We start from the raw sequence: 20,847 nt of genomic DNA, 5'->3' as shown, positions 1-20,847 counted from the left end.
CATGATGACGGGCGCGCGGCTGATCGAGATTACGCATCCCGACGATCCGCGTATCGCCGAATTCCGTAATATCCGCGAACGCGATCTGACGGGTCGAGAGAACCGCTTCATAGCGGAAGGGACTGTCGTGCTGCGGCTTCTCGCCGGCGTGCATGCGGCGGCCGGAGATTTCCTCGCTGAGAAAGTGCTGTTGCTCAAAAACCGTGTAGCTGGCCTCAGCGATATCATCGACACCTTCCCATCGGACGTCCCGATCTATGTCGCCGAAGCTGAGGTACTCGACGGTATTGTCGGCTTCCATCTCCATCGCGGTGTTCTGGCGCTGGGGCGTAGAACAGCGGAAGATGAGACGAGCGGTCTATTCGATCGCCTTCCAAAGCAATCGCTCGTGCTCGTCGGCTGTGGCATTTCCAATCATGACAATATGGGCTCGATGTTCCGCAATGCCGCAGCCTTCGGCGCCGCTGCCGTGCTGCTGGACGAAAGCTGTTGCGATCCGCTCTATCGCAAGGCTTTGCGGGTTTCGGTCGGCTCGATCCTGACCGTGCCCTATCGGCGGCAATCAGGCAGCGTTCAGCTGCTTGCGGGGCTTGCCGAGCGCGGATTTGCGATCTGGAGCCTGTCGCCGAGAGGTGCGGTCGATATTCGCAATGTCCCGGCTTCGGAGCGCATGGCGCTCGTGGTCGGCACGGAAGGGGATGGCTTGCCCGAAAGCATTCTCTCCGCTTTCGGCAGCGTGCGGATTCCGCAGGCGCCGGGATTGGATAGCCTCAATGTCGCAACGGCGAGTGGTATCGCCCTTTTCGAGATGGCCGCGAAGAACGGGCGCATCTAAGCAGATTGCACCTTAGAGCTCAGGGGTGCTTCGGCAGTATGGCGGCGACGCGGTCGGCGAGGCTGATGCGGGCGCCGGGTTCGGCGGGCTCCCGATCCTTGGGCAGCAGATTGAAGATCGGCGAGCCATCTCCTTCCTTGAGTGCCGTCAGGGCGACCATGTTGGCGGCGATCTTGGCGATTTCCTCGCGCATGGCATCGTCATGGGCCGGCGTGCGGGCTTTCAGCAGGCGGTCCGACAAGGCGGCGGCTCGGTTGCGAACCTCTTCTGTCATCAGAGCGATTTCATCTTCCACTGTTCGTTCCGGTTCCATTGCCTGCGGCGGCTCGGTTATGGCAGGCTGTTCATCTGCTTTGCTCTCGACTATCGATGCGGCAGCGAGTTTCGGTGTTTTTGCCGTCTTCCTCGGCGGCGTGAGGCCGGCGGAACGCAGCGCCTTGCCGGCTTCCTTCGATTCCTTGATGGCTGCTTCCAGCCGCTCCCTTAGGCGGACGACGTCCTGCGCGTGGCGCTCGATCGCGGTTTCCTTGTCGGCATTGCCGGCGATCTCGCGGTTGAGCCGTTCTTCGAGACGCTTGTTCTTGTCACTTTCCTGACGCAGCGATTGTTCGGCATCCGTTGCGCGCAGGTTTGCCGCATTCAGATCCTGACGCAACGTATCGCGCTCGTCGCGCAATGTGTTGATGCGCAGCTTCAGGCTCTCGATTTCGGTTTCGCGGGCTGCCAGATCGATCCTGAGATTATCGGCATCGGCACCCATTTTCGTCATCCGTTTGCGCAAGCTGTCGATATCCGCTTCTTTCTCCGCGTTGGCCTGTTCGGCGGCGTGGATGCTCGATTTCAGCTGACTGATATAGCTCTCTTCATGGCGCAGGCGCGAGCGCAGTTCGCCTGCCTCCACCTCCAGATCGTCGATGCGTGTCTGTAGTTCCGAGCTTGCGGCGGAAAGACGGCTTGCTTCCTGCTGAAGCTTGCCGTTCTGAATCTGCAGCGCAACGGTCTTATCGCGTTCCTGCGTCAGAGCATGTTCTGTCCGCGCGTTTTCGGCCGCGAAAAGCGCGCGTGCCATGTCCTTTTGCGCACGCACTTCCTGCGGGCTCAAGGGCATGGTCGCCTTCAGACGTTTCTCTGTGAACCAGACGATGCGACGATGGATTGCCGGCGCTATGAGAAAGACCAGTAAAGCGGCCGTCAGAAAGCCCAATCCGAACAAGAGAGCAAATTGAATCACGACGCAGCCAGTATCCTGGAGTTATGTTCGATCTTGGTAAAATGATTAATCATGGGTTAGCCATGCGGGCAAGCATTTAACGCGGATATGGTTTATCGGCGCGGGGACGAATTTACGGAAAGAAAAGGCCCGCAACTGAAGCGGGCCAAGGCGTGCGCTGCTTGGGAGATCGTATCAGAGATCGGTTCAGAAAGGATTCCAGGTCGGGTTCGGCGTGACCTTCAGATAACCCATGTTGATGCCGAGGCGTGCGCCAAGGCCGGTGCGGATCGGAACGAGCACGATATTGTTGTTCTTGAGGACCGTCATGCCAAAGCCGGCAACCACGAAGGCCTGGCCGCTGACGCCGCCGAAGCGCGTATAAACGCTGTTGATGCTCGGCAGATCGTAGACCAGCATCATGACGCGGGTGCCCTGGCCGCCATAGTCGAAGCCGAGCGAAGGTCCCTGCCAGTAGAGCGGATGCTCGCCGGCATTTTTCGTGTTCAACTGGCCTTCGCCATAGGTGAGGCCTGCCAGGAACGCGCCTGAGCCTTCCTGGCCAAGGATGTAGCCGTTTGGCAGGCCATATTGCTGGAAGGCCCGCTCGACCACCTTTGCAAGGCCGCCGCTGGTGGAGCCGAAGAAGGAGTGGCCGGCATCGACGATTTCCTGGGCCGAATACTGATTGGTGGGCGCGGCCGCAGCCTGACGGACCGGCAACGCGAAACTCACGAATGCGACAATAGCCAGAATCAGGCCGAGGCCGAGCGTTCTGGTGCCGGGGCTTGGCATTCTCTTCAGGATTTCATAGCGCATGGAAGTCTTCCGTTCATCATGGTCGGTAGTCGGGGCAGGTAAGCACGACGCATTCGAAAAATTGCGCCAAGCACTGCGCACCCTTTATCTCAGACTTTCCACCCCTCCATCGCCGGACGATTCGCGTGCGAAAAAGTCTGATGGTGATGAATGCATTTTGCGTCGATGGTCTTAACAATCGGTTTACCAAATATGGTGTCATTATGGCGCGCGGTACACTGGCTGCGAAACCCTCGAGCAACCTTACCGTGGCAAGGTGGACCTATTCGCTTTGCCCTGTCAGCATTCAGGAGACAATGAATGTCGAAAAATCCCAATCTCGCTCTGACCGGACCGGATCTGGCCGCGCTGCTTTGCAGCCGCGTCTGCCATGATGTGATCTCGCCGGTCGGGGCGATCAACAATGGCCTGGAGCTGCTCGACGAGGGTGGTGCCGACGCCGATGCGATGGATCTGATCCGCACCAGTGCGCTCAACGCATCCGTCCGCCTCAAATTCGCCCGCCTTGCCTTCGGTGCATCCGGTTCGGTCGGCGCCTCGATCGACACCGGCGAAGCGGAACGGGCCGCCAAGGATTTCGCCGCGGCCGAGAAGAAGACCGAGGTCACCTGGATCGGCCCGCGTGCAATCATCGCCAAGAACCGCGTGAAGCTGCTGCTCAATCTCTTCCTGGTTGCCTATGGCGCCATTCCGCGCGGCGGCAATATCGAGGTGACACTCGAAAATCCTGAGTTCGATGCTAAGTTCACGATCGCCGTTAAGGGCCGGCTGATGCGCGTGCCGCCGAAATTCGCCGAGATTTGCTCCGGCACGCTGGAGGAGGCGGTCGACGCACATTCGATCCAGCCCTACTACACGGTGCTTCTTGCCGAGGAGAGCGGCATGGAACTTTCCTACAATGCGACGCCGGAGGAACTGACCTTCGTTGCGACCATGGCTGCTCAAGCCGCGCAATAAGCGGGTCGATCCATCGACGTTTTTGCCCGCAGTCGGTCATCGGCTGCGGGTTTATTATTTCGTGTATCGAAAATTCTGTGCAATCTTGAGGTTGTTCGTGCAATTGATAATGTAACGGTAACGAATCCTTAGCTTGCTGCTCCTATCGTTTCAATTTGAAGCCGACATCGATGATGGCGGCTGGTGCCAGGGAGCTCACACATGCAGCGGTTCATGATAACGGACACGTCGGATGTCGTACGCAAGGTCGGCAAACGAATTTTGTCCGAGCTGGATTTTCTCGTGAGCGAAGCCGGAGACGCGCGCGAAGCGCTGATGCGCTGCCAGGCCGAAATGCCTGACTATCTGATCGTCGATGCCGGCATGGAAGGGGCGCTTGAGCTCATCGCCAGCATCCGCGCCATGCCTGATGGCAAGGATGTGAAGATCTATTACTGCGTAATTGAGGCCGATCTTCGCAAGCTGATGGCCGGGAAGCGCGCGGGTGCGACGGATTTTCTGCTGAAGCCCTTCGATCGCAAGATTCTCACGGCCATCTTCGGCAATCGCGCCGCTGCCGCCTGATTTCAACGAGACACATCGAAACAAGGATAGTCGCCCTTCGAGGCGGCTATTATTTTGCGCTCCATTGAAGCCAATAAAAATCCCGCCTGAAGAGGCGGGATTTCTGTGTGTCGGCAGTAAAGGCGGGGAGGCGGCTCAGGCGCTTTCGGCGAAATCGCTACTGTCGGGCTCGCGCAGCACATAGCCGCGGCCCCAAACAGTTTCGATGTAGTTGGCGCCGCCGGCGGCGTTTGCGAGCTTCTTGCGGAGCTTGCAGATGAAGACGTCGATGATCTTCAGTTCCGGCTCGTCCATACCGCCATAAAGGTGGTTGAGGAACATTTCCTTGGTGAGCGTCGTGCCCTTGCGCAGCGAGAGCAGCTCCAGCATCTGATATTCCTTGCCGGTCAGATGCACGCGCTGGCCGCCGACTTCGACGGTCTTGGCGTCGAGGTTGACGATGAGTTCGCCAGTCATGATCACCGACTGGGCATGGCCCTTGGAGCGGCGGACGATGGCGTGAATACGGGCGACCAGTTCATCCTTGTGGAATGGCTTGGTCATGTAATCGTCGGCGCCGAAGCCGAGGCCGCGAACCTTGTCCTCGATGCCGGCCATGCCGGAGAGGATGAGGATCGGCGTCTTGACCTTCGAGAGGCGCAGCGTGCGCAGCACTTCGTAGCCAGACATATCGGGAAGATTGAGATCGAGAAGAATAATGTCGTAGTCGTAGAGCTTTCCGAGATCCACGCCTTCCTCACCGAGATCGGTGGTATAGACGTTGAAACTTTCGGATTTGAGCATCAGCTCGATGCTCTGCGCTGTCGCGCTATCGTCTTCAATGAGTAGAACCCGCATAATTGTCCCCTTTACCGCCGCCGAAAGGTCGTCAGCCCCTTAACGCGATACCGATCAAATCACTGCTTGATTTGGAAGCTGCCATGTAATGGTTAACAAATTCTGATTCACTCTGGCAAGTCGTATCGAATTTATTAAATAATTTTTCCATTGCACTGTTTTCCAACGACAATCAGTAAAATCGACTCCTAAAGTATCGCATTAACAACCAACGCCAAGTGATTCATCTGACTCACCAATGCCGACATGTCGAATTCCGACCACACCATTTACCGAGCCTTAAATCATTACGCCTATCATTAACGATGCCCGTAAACGAAAGGTTACCAGCGGTAGGCTTTTATTAAGATCGCTGGAAATTTTTTTAACCAAGCCGTCTCAAAGCGGTTCGGCGGACGGGAATATCGAGAGCCGGGGTCTCGCATCACGGGAGTAATGCGTATGAAGTCACGTGAGAGCCTTGTTCGCCTGAAAGAGTTTCAGGTGAACGAAAAACGCCGTCAGCTGCAGCAGCTGCAGATGATGATGGCGGAATTTGACCGTATGACGAAGGAGCTGGAAAGCCAGATCGTCGTCGAGGAGAAGAAGTCCGGCATTTCCGATCCGAGCCATTTTGCCTACCCGACCTTTGCCAAGGCTGCCCGCCAGCGTGCGGACAATCTGCAGGTATCGATCCGGGAACTGCAGGTTCAGGAAGAGGCGCTGGAAAATTCGCTCGAGGAAATGCAGGCCGAATATGCCAAGGCCGCAGCGCTCGAAGAGCGTGATGGTTCGGGTCCGGCGCGGGCACGCGCCTGAGATAGCAATTCCGTCGCTCCTTCGGATCAGGCATCAAGGTGTTGGGGTGCAGGGTCCATCTTCGGAATGTGAAAGGTATAGCGGCGGTACTGAAAGCTGCGCATGACTGGCCGTGACGGGGCCGGCCATGCGCAGCTTTTGCATTTTGAGGAGTAATACGGCCGATTGGACGGATTATTGCCCGTGCCTCAGAGATTGACGACGTCGCGCCAATCTTCATGGCGTTGTGCCTGAGCCTTGAAGAAGGGGCAGAGCGGGATGATCTTCCAGCCGCCGCTCCGCGCTTCCTCAACGGCGTGAAGCGCGAGCGCCTGGCCGACGCCCTTGCCACGCAGAGCATCCGGTACGCCGGTATGGTCGATAATGATCAGCTTCGCAGATGTGCGGGAAAACGTCATCTCCGCCTCATGGCCTTCGACGGTTGCGACATAACGGCCGCCGGATGCGTTGTTTTCGTTGCGGATATCCATGATTTTCTCCCTTGTTGCGTCTTATGCAATAAGGATTGCATGTGCTCCGACATCTGCCAACCTTCGAGATTGTTAACGGATCGTCTTCGTTTAAGTCGATGTCGGAAATACGGATCCGGCGAGCCCTTAGCGCTCCGCGGCCTGGACGCTAGGGGCGGCACTTCAACAAATAATTCGGGCCTCTTTCTCAGAAAAGAGGCCCGAACACAAAGTAAAATAAAGGTGGTGCTGTCGCTGCTGTCAGTGGCGATACTGCTGTATGCGGGTCGTCCGGAGGCCAGCCAGGCCATGGGTATTGATGGACGACTGCCAGGAGAGGAACTCTTCGACGGTCAACGTATAACGTTCGCAGGCTTCTTCCAAGCTCAGCAGACCACCACGCACAGCGGCGACAACCTCTGCCTTACGACGAATGACCCAGCGGCGCGTATTCGGCGGCGGAAGGTCTGCTATCGTCAGCGGGCTGCCATCGGGGCCGATGACATACTTCACTCGGGGACGTATCATTTCGGTCATTGGACTCTCTACACACACTCAAGACCACGTGTGGCACTCTAGCTTGCCACATTTAAAAATTGCCTAAGCACATGGTAAGACTTTGCTAATAATTTTAATCAATGTGGCGAAGTGCTGATTTGCGTATGTTTCGCCTGAGCAAAACGGTCAGAAGCCCCTGTTATTTCAGGGGAAATTGCATTTATTCTATGATTTTTCGTCAGTGAAAACTTACGCTTTTAGGCCGAAATCTCGGCAAGCGCTCTACTGTTCTCCGGCTCGGAAACGGCCCTCAGAACTGTTTTTACTTGCAAAAATAAACTTACGCCGAGACGCTGTGCTTCTGTCCGCCCCAGCAGATGAAGTGCGGATTGGCGAAATCGGCATCTTCGCTCTGGTCAGTCTTACCGTAGGTCAAAAGGCGGCCTTCGATCGTGACCGTCTTGCCGCCCGCCGCCCGCAGCACGGCATCGCCGGCTGCCGTATCCCATTCCATGGTCCGGCCGAAGCGCGGATAGACATCGGCCTTGCCCTCAGCCAGGAGGCAGAATTTCAGCGATGAACCGATCGATGTGCAGCCAGAAACCGCATTGTCCGTGAGGAAGCCTTCGGTCTTGGCGTTGCTGTTGCAGCGGCTGGCGAGCGCGGTCAGCTTGGCCGGAGGTTCGCGCACGGCGATGGTCAGGCGGTCGGCAATGGAAAATTGCTCGTCGACGATCAGTTTGCGGGCACGGCCGGGCTCGCCGGTAAAAGCGACACCGAGCGCCGGCGCATAGACGATGCCGATGATGGGGATGCCATCCTCGACATAGGCGATGTTGACGGTGAACTCGTCACGATGTTCGATGAATTCCCTAGTGCCGTCGAGCGGGTCCACCAGAAAGAAGGCGCGGCCGCGTACGTCCGGAATCTTGCCGGCGGCAACCTGCTCCTCGGCAATGGCGGGGATATGGGGGAAATCGCGTTCGAGGTGCCTGAGGATGATGTTTTCGGCGCGTTCGTCGGCCAGAGTGACGGGGCTCATGTCCTGCTTCAAGGCAACAGCATAGCCGGCACGATAGACCTCCAGAATGGCCTTTCCTGCTTCGAGCGCTGCCTTTTCAAATGTTGCAAGCATGTGCTTCTTCGTCTTCCGCGCGCGATCCGCGCCTGAATTCTCCGGACATTATATATAGGAAGTTGCGATTGCGAAGTTTAGATTTCCGATGTGCCGGCTTGTTTGCCTTAGCGCTTGCGCCAGGGCTTAGCAACAGCGCTCCATGTGGCGGGTTTCACATGCAGGCTTTTTCGCGGGTTGGCAGTGCATTCCTCTCAGAGCAGACACCGTCCATCACTGCGCATTCGGAAAAGAACATGTTCTGTTTGCGAAGCTTTTTCGTACTTTCGGGTCTTGTCGTTTTTATTGCATATGCGAATGTGCCGCCGGTAGTATCGGGATGAATGCATGCGTTATTCGGCTTATCAGCTTCTAAAACAGGCGTTTTCAGGCAATCGCCATTGGCAGCCGGTGTGGCGGACGCCGGAGCCGAAACCACATTATGACGTGATCATCGTCGGCGGCGGCGGGCATGGGCTGGCAACGGCCTATTACCTCGCCAAGGAATTCGGCATTACCAATGTCGCCGTGCTGGAAAAGAGCTACATCGGCTCCGGCAATGTCGGCCGCAACACGACGATCATCCGCTCCAACTATCTGCTACCCGGCAACGAACCCTTCTACGAGTTTTCGATGAAGCTCTGGGAAGGGCTGGAGCAGGATTTCAATTACAATGCCATGGTGTCCCAGCGCGGTATCGTCAACCTGTTCCATTCCGATGGCCAGCGCGATGCCTATGCCCGGCGCGGCAATGCCATGCGCATGCACGGCGTCGATGCGGAACTGCTCAACCGCGAGCAGGTCCGCCGGATGATGCCTTACCTCAACTTCGACCATGCGCGCTTCCCGATCCTCGGAGGCCTCCTGCAGCGGCGCGGCGGTACGGCGCGGCACGATGCGGTCGCCTGGGGTTATGCACGCGGCGCCGACAGCCGCGGCGTCGATCTCATCCAGCAATGCGAGGTGATCGGCATCCGCCGCGAAAACGGCATCGTCACCGGCGTCGAGACCAATCGCGGCTTCATCGGCTGCAACAAGCTGGCGCTTGCGGCTGCCGGCCACACGTCGATCCTCGGCAATATGGCCGATCTGGAACTGCCGATCGAAACGCATGTGCTGCAGGCCTTCGTTTCCGAAGGGTTGAAGCCTGTCATCGACAACGTCATCACCTACGGTGCCGGCCACTTCTATATCTCGCAATCCGACAAGGGCGGCTTGGTCTTCGGCGCCGATATCGACTATTACAGCTCCTACGCCCAGCGTGGAAACCTCGCCACCGTCGAGCACACGATGGAGGAGGGGGTGGCGCTCATTCCCGGCCTGTCGCGCGTGCGCGTGCTGCGTACCTGGGGCGGCGTCATGGATATGAGCATGGACGGTTCGCCGATCATCGATCGCACGCCCATCGAAAATCTTTATCTGAACTGCGGCTGGAACTATGGCGGCTTCAAAGCGACGCCGGCCTCGGGCTTCTGCTTCGCGCATCTGATTGCCAAGGGCGAAAGCCACGATGTCAGCCGCCTTCTGCGTCTTGACCGCTTCGAGCGCGGCTTTGCGATCGACGAAGGCGGCAAGGGTCCGCAGCCGAACCTGCATTGAGGGCACAATACCAATGGCAAGCTTGATCAACTGCCCGCATTGCGGCGTGCGACCCAAGGAAGAATTCTCCATTCGCGGCGCCTCCGTCGTTCGTCCTGCGCCGACGGCGCCGGATGAGGACTGGAATCGTTATGTCTTCATCCGCGACAACGAGCGCGGCCGGATTGAGGAATATTGGCACCATAGCGCCGGATGTCGCCGTTGGCTGGTCGTCAAGCGCAGCAACGTCACCCATGAGGTCTTTTCCGTTACCGATGCCGAGGACAAGGCGAAGGAGGCGGCACGATGACCTCCTATCGTCTGTCGACCGGCGGTCTCGTCAATCGCAGCCGTCCGCTTTCCTTCCAGTTCGACGGCAAGGAGATGAAGGGGCTGGAGGGCGACACACTCGCCGCCGCTCTGCTCGCCAATGACCAGATGCTCGTCGGGCGCAGTTTCAAATATCACAGGCCGCGCGGCATTTTGACGGCGGGCTCGGCCGAGCCGAACGCGCTCGTCACCATCGGCAAGGATGGGCGCACCGAGCCCAATACGCGCGCCACTGTCGCCGAGCTTTATCAGGGCATGAGTGCGGTGAGTCAGAACCGCTGGCCGTCGCTGAAGTATGATTTTGGCTCGGTCAACAGTTTGCTCTCGCCCTTTCTGGGGGCCGGCTTCTACTACAAGACTTTCATGTGGCCGGCTGCCTTCTGGGAGAAGGTCTATGAGCCGATTATCCGTCGCGCTGCCGGCCTCGGCAAGGCGGTCATGGAGGCGGATCCGGATCGTTATGAAAAGGCCTGGGCTCATTGCGATTTGCTTGTGATCGGCTCCGGTCCGGCGGGGTTAATGGCGGCTCTGACCGCTGCCCGCGCAGGCCTGCGTGTCGTATTGGCCGACGAAGGTTTTCGACTTGGCGGTTCGCTATTGTCGGAAAAGCTGACGATTGGCGGTGCTTCTGCCGACGTTTTCGTGCAGGCGACCCTTGAGGAACTACAGACCTTCGAGAACGTCACCTTGATGCCGCGTACCACCGTGTTCGGCTGGTATGACGACAATGTCTTCGGCGCCGTCGAGAAGGTGCAGAAACATGTGGCGATGCCATCGATCGACTTGCCGGCCGAGCGTCTGTGGCGCATTGCCGCCAAGCGCGCCATTCTCGCCTCGGGTGCCGAAGAGCGGCCGCTGGTGTTCGGCGGAAATGATCGTCCGGGCGTGATGATGGCGGGCGCCATGCGCAGTTATCTCAACCGCTATGGCGTGGTTGCCGGACAGAAGGTAGCGGTCTTTACCAATGGTGGCTCCGGCTATCGGACTGCGGCCGATCTCGCCGCGGCAGGCGTCGAGATTTCGGCAATCCTCGATACGCGCGCCGCTTCTGCCGATGCTGTCCCCCAGGGCGTGCGCTTGGTTCATGCGGCAAGCGTCCACGCGACCAAAGGCAAATATCGCATCAGCGGTGTCATTGCAGACCGCGGCGGCCTGGATGAGTTGATCACCTGCGACGCGCTGGCCATATCGGGCGGCTGGTCGCCGATCATCCATCTTGCCTGCCAGCGAGGCGCCAAGCCGGTCTGGTCGGACGAGAAGCAGGCCTTCATGGCGCCGATCGTCTCCGGCGAGCTGGAGATTGCCGGCTCGGCTGCGGGCATCGAGAGCGTTTCCGGTTGTCTTGCCGACGGGGCGGAAAAAGCGCGAAAAATCGTTGAAGGTTTCGGCCGCAAGGCTCATGGGGCCGAACTGCCCGAAGTGGAGGGCGAATATGACCCGTCTTTCGCGGCGATCTGGCATGTGCCGGGCGCGAAGGACAAGGCATTCGTCGACTTCCAGAACGACGTTCACGCCAAGGATCTTGGTCTCGCTTTGCGCGAAGGCTTCGGCCATGTGGAACATGCCAAGCGCTACACGACGAGCGGGATGGCGACGGATCAGGGCAAGCTCGGCAATGTCAATGCCGCGGGCATTATCGCCGGCATGCGCGGTGTCAGCCCGGCGGCCGTCGGCACGACGACATTCAGACCGTTCTATACGCCGGTGTCCTTTGGTGCACTGGCGGGAACCGCGCGCGACAAGCATGCGCAGCCGGTTCGGGAATCGCCGCTGCATGGATGGGCGAAGAAGAACGGCGCAAGTTTTGTCGAAGCTGGCCTCTGGTATCGATCGTCCTGGTTTGCCCGGCAGGGCGAAAAGGGCTGGCGCGACAGCGTGGACCGTGAGGTTCTGACCGTGCGCAACAATGTCGGGATCTGCGACGTGTCGACGCTCGGCAAGATCGAGATTTTCGGCAAGGATGCGGCGGAGTTTCTCAATCGCCTCTATTCCAACGCCTTCCTGAAACTGCCGATCGGCAAGGCGCGCTACGGCTTGATGCTGCGCGAAGACGGCATGGTCTTCGACGACGGCACGACGAGCCGGCTGACGCCTGATCATTTCTTCATGACGACCACGACGGCGATGGCCGGCGAGGTGATGACGCATATGGAATTCGCAGCCCAGACGCTTTGGCCGGAGCTGGACGTTCGCTTCGTGTCCTCGTCCGATCAATGGGCGCAGATGGCGATTGCCGGCCCGAAGGCGCGGCTGGTGCTGGAGCAGATCGTGGAAGACGATATTTCCGACGCGTTCTTTCCGTTCCTTGCCGCTGCCGAGGTCATGCTGAAGGGTGGCCTTAGGGCACGTCTGTTCCGCATCTCCTTCTCTGGCGAGCTGGCCTACGAACTTGCCGTCCCGGCCGGTTATGGCGAGGCGGTCGCCGATGCCATCATAGAGGCAGGCAAGGCGCATGGCATCTGTCCTTATGGCGTCGAAGCTCTGAACGTGCTGCGTATCGAGAAGGGCCACGTCACCCATAACGAGCTCGATGGACGCACGACCCCTGACGATGTCGGGCTTGGCCGCATGATGTCGACGCAGAAGCCGGATTTCATCGGCAGGCGGCTGTCGACCCGCTTCGGTCTGACCGCTGCCGACCGCGGCCAGCTTGTCGGCCTGAAGCCCATCGATACGGCTAAGGAAATTCTCGCCGGTGCACATATTTTGAAGGAGGGCGCGAGACCTTCGACCGTGAACGATCAGGGGTATGTCTCCTCGGCGTGCTTCTCGCCGACGCTCGGTCATTCCATCGCACTCGCTTTCCTGAAGTCGGGTCGGGAACGCATCGGCGAGCGCGTGGTCGTCTGGGACGGATTGCGCGGTGAAGAAGTGGCGGCAGAGGTCTGCAGTCCGGTCTTTGTCGATCCCGACAACAAGAAGCTTTTGGGGTGATGGATTGATGAGCGTCGCGTTTCAGAACAGGCATGTGCTGGAAGATCATATTTCCGGCTTCGAAGCTGCCGCAAATCCGAATCACCTTGCCGTCGTGCGTCGTCCGGCGATCTTCTCCGTGCTCGCAAGGGCCGGGGACCAGGATGGCGTTCTGGCAAGCCTGAAGGTGCTGAAGGGCGTATCGGTTCGCGATGTCGGGCCGAGGGAATGGTTCGTTGTGTCGGACACGCTCGGCGCCAACAGCCTTGCGCGGGATCTTTTCACCCTCGATCCAGTCCGGGCTTCCTTCTTCGAGCAGAGCGACGGCCGCGTACTGCTGCGCATTTCCGGGCCCAGCGTCCGCCGCATCCTCGCCAAATGCGTGGCCGTCGACCTGCATCCGCAGGTCTTTGCCGAGGGGCAGTCTGCCAACATGCTGTGCTGCCATGTCAGCGCCAACGTTGCCCGCATCGGTCCGGATCGCTTCGAAATCATCGTGCCGCGCTCCTATGCCGGCAGTGTCTTCGAGGAGATCATGGAGATGGGACGGGAGTTCGCGCTCACGGCCGGTTTCGCTGACTGAAAAGCCTTATGTTGCGGACATGGAATGGCTTGCAGCCGGCTTGCGCTGCCCATAGCCGATGGCGCGATCCGAACAATTGCGATGGCGCAAACAGACATATCGGTTTCGCAGTTCGGGCTATTTGGGCTATCGGATAGCCTTTAGGGTTCCTCTCAAATACGGTCGGTCGCGCGGGAAGACACCCGGCGGCTTCGTGCCGAAAACAGGGGATCCCCAATGAAAAGCCATGCCAAGGTCGTCGTCATCGGTGGCGGTGTCGTCGGATGTTCGGTGCTCTATCACCTGACGAAATTCGGCTGGACCGATGTGGTGCTGCTCGAGCGCTCCGAGCTGACATCCGGCTCGACCTGGCATGCAGCCGGCGGCATGCACACGATCAATGGCGATCCGAATGTCGCCAAGCTGCAGAAATATACGGTCGAGCTCTATAAGGAGATCGAGGAATATTCGGGCCAGGACATCGGCCTGCACCTCACCTCCGGCCTGATGCTGGCGGCAACCCCGCAGCGCTTCGACTGGCTGAAATCCATTCTCGCCAAGGGGCGCTACAACGGCCTGGAAGCGACGCTGCTGACGCCGAAGGAAGCGCACGAGATGATGCCGCTCCTCGATCCCGATCAGTTCGTCGGCGCGCTTTACGATCCCGTCGAAGGCCATCTCGATCCCTATGGCACGACGCATGCCTATGCCCGCTCCGCCAAGAAGAATGGTGCGGAAATCTACCTTCACACCAAGGTGGAAGAGCTGGTGCAGCGCGAAGACGGCTCGTGGCGCGTCATCACCAATCAGGGCGAGATCATCGCCGAGCATGTGGTCAACGCCGCCGGTCTCTGGGCGCGCGAAGTCGGCCGTATGGTGGGGCTGGAGCTGCCGGTGCTCGCCATGGAGCACATGTATCTGATCACTGAGGACATGCCCGAGGTCATCGACTTCAACAAGACGACGGGCAAGGAACTGATGCACTGCGTCGATTTCGATGGCGAGATCTATCTGCGCCAGGAGCGGCAGGGCATGTTGATGGGCACCTACGAAAAGGCCTGCCGTCCATGGTCGCCGCTAACGACGCCTTGGGATTTCGGTCACGAACTGCTCGCCGAGGATATCGAGCGCATCACGCCGGAACTGGAAGTCGGCTTCCGCCATTTCCCGGCATTCAACAATGCGGGCATCAAGAAGATCATCAACGGTCCGTTTACCTTCTCGCCCGACGGCAACCCGCTTGTCGGCCCTGTCCGTGGCTTGAGGAACTATTGGTCGGCCTGTGCCGTCATGGCCGGCTTCAGCCAGGGCGGCGGCGTCGGATTGGCGCTGGCCAACTGGATGATCTACGGCGATCCGGGCTTCGACGTCTTCGCCATGGACGTTTCCCGCTATGGCGACTACGCGACGCTTGCCTATACCAATGCCAAGGTGCGCGAGAACTACACCCGCCGCTTCTCGATCCGCTATCCGAACGAGGAGCTGCCGGCGGCACGTCCGCTGCTGACGACGCCGATCTACGACAAGCTGAAGCAAGCCGGGGGCGTCTTCGGCGCTTACTATGGCCTTGAGCAGGCGCTGTGGTTTGCTCCGCAGGGCGAAGTGGATCAATTCTCGTGGCGGCGTTCCAACGATTTCGACGTCGTCGGCGCAGAAGCGAAGGCGGTGCGCGAGAGCGTCGGCCTGATGGAAACGTCGGGTTTTGCCAAATATTCGGTCAAGGGGCCGGGAGCGGAAGCTTTCCTCGACACGCTGCTGACCTGCCGCATTCCGGCCGTGGGCCGAATGACACTGGCGCCGATGTTGAAACATGATGGTAAGCTGATCGGCGATTTCACGCTTGCCAAGCTCGGCGAGGAAGATTTCCTTCTCATCGGCTCCGGCATTGCCGAAGCCTATCACATGCGCTGGTTCGAAAGCCTCCTGCCCAAGGACGGTTCGGTCGAACTGAATGCACTCGGTCTTTCGCTTCTCGGTCTTTCGATCGCCGGCCCGAATGCTCGTAAACTGCTGCAGAAGCTGACCCATCAGGATCTTTCCACTGCCGCCTTCCCCTTCATGTCGATCCGCCGCATGGATATCGGCATGGCGCCTGCCATCGTCGGCCGCGTCTCCTATACGGGCGATCTCGGCTATGAGATCTGGATGAAACCGGAGTACCAGCGCTACATTTTCGACCTACTGATGCAGGAGGGCGCCGAGTTCGACATCCGGCTCTTTGGGTTGAGAGCGCTCAATGCACTGCGTCTCGACAAATCCTACGGCAGTTGGGCGCGCGAATACAGGCCGCTCTACGGGCCGTTCGAGGCCGGCCTCAATCGATTCGTGGCTCTGTCCAAGGAGGCCGATTTTATCGGCAAGGCGGCTGCCGCCAAGGAGAAGGCGGAAGGCGGAACCTTGCGGCTGTGCACGTTCATTCTGAGCCCAAAGGATGCCGACGTCATCGGCGACGAGCCCATTTATCACAAGGGCGCGGTTTGCGGCTGGGTGACCTCGGGCGGATACGCGCACGCTTCCGGCCTTTCCGTTGCAATCGGCTATGTGCCGAAGGAGATCGCCGACGAGACGCAGGGCTGGGCGATCGAATTGCTCGGCGAGCTTCTGCCGGCAAGGCTTCAAGTCGAACCGCTGTTCGATGCAGACGGCGCCCGCATGCGCGCCTGAAGAGCGCCTTCACAAGGCAGCGGTAGATCACGCACGACCTGCCGCTGACGAGAGCTTTTCAATTTGGGAGCGGCAAGAGGCGGCTTTGGCTAATTTTGAGCCACGGACTGCCGCTTTCGTGTCATTTTTGGTCGAATTCGCATCAGTGCACCGCGATTTGAAAAGAATTTGTCAATTTCTCGCCTTTTTGGCTTCACATTTCTTTCGAAACCAGTATGGAATCGCGGCCATAGGCCTCCAGAAGGAACCTAAAAAAGTAATAAGAGATGCGATCGTATGACGCCGCATCCAGGGGAAATGACATATGGATTATTTTATCCAGCAGCTCTTAAACGGGCTGACTCTCGGGTCGATCTACGGCCTGATCGCCATTGGTTACACCATGGTCTACGGCATCATCGGCATGATCAATTTTGCCCACGGTGATGTTTTCATGCTTGGCGGCTTTGCCGCTCTTATCACCTATCTCGTTCTGATTTCGCTGTTTGCCGGCCTGCCGGTTGCCATCCTGCTTTTGGTGATGTTGATCGTCGCCATGCTGATGACGAGCCTTTGGAACTGGGTGATCGAGCGCGTTGCCTATCGGCCGCTACGCGGCTCGTTCCGCCTCGCGCCGCTGATCACGGCAATCGGTATGTCGATCGTTCTGTCGAACTTCATCCAGGTTGCACAGGGCCCGCGCAACAAGCCGATCCCGACGCTCGTGGGCGATGTCTACAATTTCGGCGGGATCTCGCTGTCCCTGAAGCAGATCATCATCTTCATCATCACCGTCGTGCTGCTCGCCGCATTCTGGTACATCGTCAACAAGACGGCGCTCGGGCGTGCTCAGCGCGCGACCGAGCAGGACCGCAAGATGGCGGCGCTGCTCGGTATCAATGTCGACCGGACCATTTCCATCACCTTCATCATGGGTGCGGCGCTCGCTGCCGTCGCCGGTACGATGTATCTGATGTATTATGGCGTTGCGAACTTCACGGATGGTTTCGTGCCGGGTGTCAAAGCCTTCACGGCGGCGGTTCTGGGTGGCATCGGCTCGCTGCCGGGCGCTGTTCTCGGCGGTCTGATGATCGGCTTCATCGAGTCGTTCTGGTCGGGCAATTTTCCCATCGCGTATAAGGATGTCGCGACATACGGTATCCTGGCCTACGTGCTGATCTTCAAGCCGACGGGTATTCTCGGCCGGCCGGAAGTCGAAAAGGTATAACGCCATGGCAAATTCAAACTTCGTTGCAGGCAAGACCGCACCCGGCCTTGTCCAGAAGGGGATTACGGACGCCCTCTGGACCGCGGTCATATCCTTCGGCATGTTCGTCCTCTATATCGGTCTCAAGACCGATCAGAATATTGACAATAAGCTGGTCATCGTGCAGCGCTGGGGTCTTCTTGCGACTATCGTTGCGATCGCTACCGTCGGCCGTTTCATCATGACGGTTTTCGTCCAGCCTTATCTGGCGGCGAGAAAGGCCGCCAAGGCCAAGATCGTGAGGGTTGAGGGCGAACAAAGTTTCGCCGCCAGGCATTTCAACACGATCGGGCTCCTGCTGCTGCTCATCTATCCGCTGGCGGCCGTTGCGATACTCGGTCCGCAGGGATCGCTGACCTATGTCGACAATTTCGGCATCCAGATCCTCATCTACGTGATGCTTGCCTGGGGCCTGAATATCGTCGTTGGCCTCGCGGGCTTGCTTGACCTGGGATATGTCGCCTTCTATGCGGTCGGTGCTTACTCCTATGCACTGCTGTCGACGCATTTCGGCCTGTCTTTTTGGCTGCTGCTGCCGCTTTCGGGCATTTTTGCCGCACTTTGGGGGATGATCCTGGGCTTTCCGGTGCTGCGCCTCAGGGGTGACTACCTGGCGATCGTGACGCTCGCTTTCGGGGAAATCATCCGCATCGTACTGACCAACTGGACCGATGTGACGCAGGGAAGCTTCGGCATCTCCAATATCACCAAGGCATCGCTCTTTGGTCTTTATACCTTCGATACCAAGGATCCGCACAATTTCGTCCGTAGTTTCGGTCTGCCGATCTCGTCGGCATGGTACAAGATCTTCCTGTTCTACGTGATCCTGCTGCTCTGCATGCTGACAGCTTATGTCACCATCCGGCTGCGCCGCATGCCGATCGGGCGTGCATGGGAAGCGTTGCGCGAGGATGAAATCGCCTGCCGCTCGCTCGGAATCAATACGGTGACGACGAAGTTGACGGCTTTTGCCACCGGCGCCATGTTCGGCGGCTTTGCCGGCTCTTTCTTCGCGGCGCGTCAGGGCTTCGTCTCGCCGGAATCCTTCGTCTTCCTGGAATCCGCGATCATTCTGGCGATTGTGGTCCTTGGCGGCATGGGGTCCCTGAAGGGCATCGCTATTGCGGCGATCGCCATGATCGGCGGCACCGAAGCGCTGCGTAATATGGGCTTCCTGAAGACCGGCCTGGTTTGGGGCGACACGACAATTATTCCTGGCTTCGGCCCGGATTTCACCCCGGAACTCTACCGCATGCTCATCTTCGGCCTCGCCATGGTGGTCGTCATGATCTTCAAGCCGCGCGGCTTTGTCGGTACGCGTGAGCCGACCGCCTTCCTCAAGGAGCGAAAAGCGGTCTCCGGCAGCTTTACCAAGGAGGGCCACGGCTGATGAACGCTGTGACCGCAAACTCCAATGACGTTCTGCTGAAGGTCGATCATCTGTCGATGAAGTTCGGCGGCCTGATGGCGATCAACGACTTCTCCTTCGAGGCAAAGCGCGGTGACATCACCGCCCTGATCGGCCCGAACGGCGCCGGCAAGACAACGGTGTTCAATTGCATCACCGGCTTCTACAAGCCGACGATGGGTATGATCAGCCTGCATCAGAAGACCGGTAAGGAATATCTCCTGGAACGGCTTCCGGATTTCCGGATCACGCGTGAAGCCAAGGTGGCGCGCACCTTCCAGAATATCCGCCTGTTTTCGGGCCTCACCGTGCTGGAAAACCTGCTGGTGGCGCAGCACAACAAGCTGATGCGCGCCTCCGGCTATACGATCCTGGGTCTGCTCGGCATCGGTCCGTACCGTTCCGAGGCGAAGAATGCGATCGAACTTGCGCGCTTCTGGCTCGAGAAGGCCGATCTCATCGATCGTGCTGACGATCCGGCCGGCGATCTTCCCTATGGCGCGCAACGTCGCCTGGAAATCGCTCGCGCAATGTGCACGGGGCCGGAGCTGCTTTGCCTGGACGAGCCGGCTGCCGGTCTCAACCCTCGCGAATCCCTGGTTCTCAACGAATTCCTGCGCAGTATCCGCAAGGATACCGGTACGTCTATCCTGCTGATCGAGCACGATATGTCAGTGGTCATGGAAATTTCCGACCATGTCATCGTCCTCGAATATGGGCAGAAGATTGCCGACGGTACGCCGGATGAGGTGAAGAACGATCCTCGCGTGATCGCTGCCTATCTGGGCGTTGAGGATGAGGAAGTGGAAGAGGTGATTGCCGAAGTCGAACACCTCCAGGAAGGTGAACATTGATGACGGGGCAGCCACTTCTCAAAGTTGCGGGCGTGGAAACCTATTACGGCAATATCCGCGCCCTTGCCGGTGTCGACATCGAAGTCAACAGTGGCGAGATCGTCAGCCTGATCGGCGCCAACGGCGCCGGCAAGTCGACGCTGATGATGACGATCTGCGGCAGCCCTCAAGCTCGTACCGGATCGGTCACTTTCGACGGCCAGGATATTACGCGCATGCCGACGCACGAGATTGCGCGGCTTCGCATCGCGCAATCGCCGGAAGGGCGGCGCATCTTTCCGCGCATGACCGTCTACGAAAACCTGCAGATGGGCGCGAGCCTCGACAAGCTCAAATACTTCAACGAGGACGTCGAGAAGATCTTCACGCTTTTCCCGCGCCTGAAAGAGCGTCAGTCGCAGCGCGGCGGCACGCTTTCCGGCGGCGAGCAGCAGATGCTGTCGATCGGTCGTGCATTGATGGCGCGCCCAAAGCTGCTGCTCCTGGACGAGCCGTCGCTTGGCTTGGCACCGCTGATCGTGAAGGGCATCTTCGAAGCGATCAAGGTTCTGAACAAGAGCCAGGGGCTCACCGTATTCCTCGTCGAGCAGAATGCCTTTGCGGCGCTGAAGCTTTCCGACCGCGCTTATGTGATGGTCAACGGCCGGGTGACGATGAGCGGTTCGGGCAAGGAACTGCTCGCCAATCCGGAAGTGCGCGCCGCCTATCTCGAAGGCGGACATCATTGAGTTTCGTTTCGCGGAGAATTTGAGATGCAGGGACTTCTCTTCGACAGCGATACCGGCGGCCGCATGGTCATTCGTGCCGTTATCGTCATCCTGGGTTTTTGGACCGCGTGGCGCGCAGGACGCGCCGTCGCTTCCGGCTGGGAAACATATCCGATTGTCGTCGTCTACAGCTTTCTGATCGGCCTTGGGCTGCAGTTTCTGCACCATGCGCTGTTCAACGGCCCGGTATTCGACGTCACCATCTACATCATCGACGTCGTGCTTCTGCTCGTATTTGCGACCGCGGGATACCGGTATCGTCGTACCGATCAGATGGTGAATAACTACTACTGGCTTTATGAAAAGACCTCGGCCTTTTCTTGGAAGAAGAAGAATTGACACTGGGCCTAAACTAGGCACAGTCTGCGTACAACCAAGAGCGTCATCCAGCCCCATAAAAACAGACGGGAACGGGCAGGGTCATGCTTCCAGAGTTCGAAATGC

The 20,847-nt window shown here is 58.8% G+C and carries 20 protein-coding genes; 14 read left to right on the top strand and 6 right to left on the bottom strand.

The genetic code is table 11. The features are described 5' to 3' along the window. Positions 1-4 precede the first annotated feature (4 nt). Positions 5-835, top strand: coding sequence for a TrmH family RNA methyltransferase (locus FHT85_RS04210; RefSeq protein WP_112411731.1), 831 nt, complete (start codon positions 5-7; stop codon positions 833-835). Positions 836-854: 19 nt separating this feature from the next. On the opposite strand, the gene FHT85_RS04205 is transcribed toward FHT85_RS04210, so the two are convergent. Then, a complete protein-coding gene (locus tag FHT85_RS04205) occupies positions 855-2,066 on the bottom strand; it encodes a hypothetical protein (protein ID WP_112334932.1) in 1,212 nt (403 codons plus the stop codon). Between the two features lie 186 nt (positions 2,067-2,252). Beyond that, complete coding sequence (locus FHT85_RS04200; protein ID WP_112334931.1) at positions 2,253-2,864, bottom strand: DUF1134 domain-containing protein; 612 nt, start codon at positions 2,862-2,864, stop codon at positions 2,253-2,255. 300 nt (positions 2,865-3,164) lie between these two features. Between FHT85_RS04200 and chpT the strand changes: the two genes are divergently transcribed. Both chpT and FHT85_RS04190 read left to right on the top strand, forming a co-directional pair. Continuing rightward, entirely contained in the window at positions 3,165-3,821 is a 657-nt protein-coding gene (gene chpT / locus FHT85_RS04195) for a histidine phosphotransferase ChpT (RefSeq protein ID WP_015340859.1), read from the top strand. A gap of 201 nt (positions 3,822-4,022) precedes the next feature. After that, positions 4,023-4,385 (top strand): PleD family two-component system response regulator, encoded by a 363-nt coding sequence (locus FHT85_RS04190; protein ID WP_112334930.1) that lies wholly within the window; start codon positions 4,023-4,025, stop codon positions 4,383-4,385. Between the two features lie 135 nt (positions 4,386-4,520). On the opposite strand, the gene ctrA is transcribed toward FHT85_RS04190, so the two are convergent. Next, complete coding sequence (gene ctrA, locus FHT85_RS04185; protein WP_069611718.1) at positions 4,521-5,222, bottom strand: response regulator transcription factor CtrA; 702 nt, start codon at positions 5,220-5,222, stop codon at positions 4,521-4,523. A 441-nt stretch (positions 5,223-5,663) separates the two neighbouring features. Here ctrA and FHT85_RS04180 point away from each other — a divergent pair, with 441 nt between their 5' ends. After that, on the top strand, positions 5,664-6,020 hold the full coding sequence (locus tag FHT85_RS04180) for a flagellar export protein FliJ (protein WP_075851407.1): 357 nt from the start codon (positions 5,664-5,666) through the stop codon (positions 6,018-6,020). 188 nt (positions 6,021-6,208) lie between these two features. Here the strand turns inward: FHT85_RS04180 and FHT85_RS04175 are convergent, their stop codons facing one another. The 3 genes from FHT85_RS04175 to cysQ all read right to left on the bottom strand — a co-directional run bounded on the left by FHT85_RS04175 (position 6,209) and on the right by cysQ (position 8,102). Then, positions 6,209-6,490 (bottom strand): GNAT family N-acetyltransferase, encoded by a 282-nt coding sequence (locus FHT85_RS04175; RefSeq protein WP_112334929.1) that lies wholly within the window; start codon positions 6,488-6,490, stop codon positions 6,209-6,211. Between the two features lie 240 nt (positions 6,491-6,730). Then, positions 6,731-7,006, bottom strand: coding sequence for a DUF1153 domain-containing protein (locus FHT85_RS04170; protein WP_004107124.1), 276 nt, complete (start codon positions 7,004-7,006; stop codon positions 6,731-6,733). A gap of 301 nt (positions 7,007-7,307) precedes the next feature. After that, positions 7,308-8,102 carry a 3'(2'),5'-bisphosphate nucleotidase CysQ gene (cysQ, locus tag FHT85_RS04165; protein WP_112334928.1) on the bottom strand — a complete coding sequence of 265 codons (795 nt, stop codon included), beginning with the start codon at positions 8,100-8,102 and terminating at the stop codon, positions 7,308-7,310. 327 nt (positions 8,103-8,429) lie between these two features. Between cysQ and FHT85_RS04160 the strand changes: the two genes are divergently transcribed. The 10 genes from FHT85_RS04160 (at position 8,430) to FHT85_RS04115 (ending at position 20,742) form a co-directional block, all read left to right on the top strand. Beyond that, the gene (locus FHT85_RS04160) at positions 8,430-9,680 is read left to right on the top strand and encodes a sarcosine oxidase subunit beta family protein (protein ID WP_015340853.1); all 1,251 of its coding nucleotides are present in this window, start codon (positions 8,430-8,432) and stop codon (positions 9,678-9,680) included. Positions 9,681-9,693: 13 nt separating this feature from the next. Beyond that, a complete protein-coding gene (locus FHT85_RS04155; RefSeq protein WP_112334927.1) occupies positions 9,694-9,969 on the top strand; it encodes a sarcosine oxidase subunit delta in 276 nt (91 codons plus the stop codon). Then, positions 9,966-12,923 carry a sarcosine oxidase subunit alpha family protein gene (locus FHT85_RS04150; RefSeq protein WP_112411489.1) on the top strand — a complete coding sequence of 986 codons (2,958 nt, stop codon included), beginning with the start codon at positions 9,966-9,968 and terminating at the stop codon, positions 12,921-12,923. The genes FHT85_RS04155 and FHT85_RS04150 overlap by 4 nt, the downstream gene beginning before the upstream one ends. Before the next feature lie 7 nt (positions 12,924-12,930). Next, positions 12,931-13,485 carry a sarcosine oxidase subunit gamma gene (locus tag FHT85_RS04145; RefSeq protein ID WP_112411490.1) on the top strand — a complete coding sequence of 185 codons (555 nt, stop codon included), beginning with the start codon at positions 12,931-12,933 and terminating at the stop codon, positions 13,483-13,485. 216 nt (positions 13,486-13,701) lie between these two features. After that, on the top strand, positions 13,702-16,128 hold the full coding sequence (locus FHT85_RS04140) for an FAD-dependent oxidoreductase (RefSeq protein ID WP_112411491.1): 2,427 nt from the start codon (positions 13,702-13,704) through the stop codon (positions 16,126-16,128). 304 nt (positions 16,129-16,432) lie between these two features. Continuing rightward, positions 16,433-17,335, top strand: coding sequence for a branched-chain amino acid ABC transporter permease (locus tag FHT85_RS04135; RefSeq protein ID WP_112334922.1), 903 nt, complete (start codon positions 16,433-16,435; stop codon positions 17,333-17,335). Positions 17,336-17,339: 4 nt separating this feature from the next. Further along, the gene (livM, locus tag FHT85_RS04130; RefSeq protein WP_112399200.1) at positions 17,340-18,764 is read left to right on the top strand and encodes a high-affinity branched-chain amino acid ABC transporter permease LivM; all 1,425 of its coding nucleotides are present in this window, start codon (positions 17,340-17,342) and stop codon (positions 18,762-18,764) included. Next, a complete protein-coding gene (locus FHT85_RS04125; protein WP_112334920.1) occupies positions 18,764-19,636 on the top strand; it encodes an ABC transporter ATP-binding protein in 873 nt (290 codons plus the stop codon). Before livM ends, FHT85_RS04125 begins: the two co-directional genes overlap by 1 nt. After that, positions 19,636-20,364 (top strand): ABC transporter ATP-binding protein, encoded by a 729-nt coding sequence (locus FHT85_RS04120; protein WP_112334919.1) that lies wholly within the window; start codon positions 19,636-19,638, stop codon positions 20,362-20,364. Before FHT85_RS04125 ends, FHT85_RS04120 begins: the two co-directional genes overlap by 1 nt. A gap of 24 nt (positions 20,365-20,388) precedes the next feature. After that, positions 20,389-20,742: a DUF6867 family protein gene (locus tag FHT85_RS04115; protein WP_112334918.1), complete on the top strand. Its 354-nt coding sequence runs from the start codon at positions 20,389-20,391 to the stop codon at positions 20,740-20,742. The last annotated feature ends 105 nt before the right edge of the window (positions 20,743-20,847 follow it).

This window comes from Rhizobium sp. BK312 (genome assembly GCF_014193605.1).
Classification (GTDB): Bacteria; Pseudomonadota; Alphaproteobacteria; order Rhizobiales; family Rhizobiaceae; genus Rhizobium.
The sequence above is the reverse complement of the archived record's forward strand: the minus strand, read 5'-3'. Positions and strand labels throughout refer to the sequence as shown.